This window comes from Streptomyces katrae (genome assembly GCF_000966975.1).
Classification (GTDB): Bacteria; Actinomycetota; Actinomycetes; order Streptomycetales; family Streptomycetaceae; genus Streptomyces; species Streptomyces katrae.
Map to the genome: position 1 here is coordinate 1 of NZ_JZWV01001719.1, position 785 is coordinate 785.

The window sequence follows — 785 nt, forward strand, 5'->3', positions numbered from 1 at the left end:
GGGGGTGCACCTGGACCGGGACGAGCTGCGGGCCGTGCGGGTCGACCTGGCGGGTGACGTCGTCGCGGAGTGGAGCCGGCCGCTGGACTTCGGGGCCGGCCCGGAGGCGGTGGCGGAGGCGGCCGTACGGGCGGTCGCGCGGGTCTCGGGTGAGGCGGAGGCTCCGCTGCCGCTCGGGGTGGGCGTGGCCGCGCCGGGGCCGCTGGACTGGCGGACCGGGGTACTGGGGCGGGTGACGGGGTTCCCGGAGTGGGAGGGGTTCCCGTTGCGGGAGGTGCTGGTGGGGCGGCTGGGGGTGCCGGTGGTGGTGGACAAGGACACCAACGCCGGGGTCGCGGCGGGGTGGCGGCCGGGCGGCCCTGGCGGGCCGGACGGTCCTGGCGGGCCGGGTGCCGGAGGGGGCGACGCCAGGGGGTGGGCGCCGGACGGGACGGCCCTGGCGGGCGGGTCTTCGGTGTACCTGCACGTGGGGACCGGGATCGGAGCGGGGCTGCGGCTCGATGGCGTGGTGTACCGGGGCACGCGGTCGGGGGCGGGGGAGTTCGGGCACCAGGTGCTGCGGCTGGACGGCCCGCCCTGCCGGTGCGGCGGCCGGGGCTGCCTGGAGGTGCTCTGCCTGGAGGCGGTGGCCCGGGGCGACCTGGCGGGGGCGGCACGGGTGCTGGGGGAGGGGGCGGCGAACCTGGTCGCGCTGCTGGACGTGGACCGGGTGCTGTTGGGGGGCCGGGTCGTGGCGGGGGCGCCGGAGGTGTTCGTACGGGGCGTCCGGTCAGTCCTGGCGGCCC

The 785-nt window shown here is 79.5% G+C and carries 1 protein-coding gene; it reads left to right on the forward strand.

Annotated features, from left to right (window positions below):
- A partial coding sequence (locus tag VR44_RS40295; protein WP_045952667.1) for an ROK family protein occupies nt 1–785 on the forward strand: 785 nt, incomplete at both ends.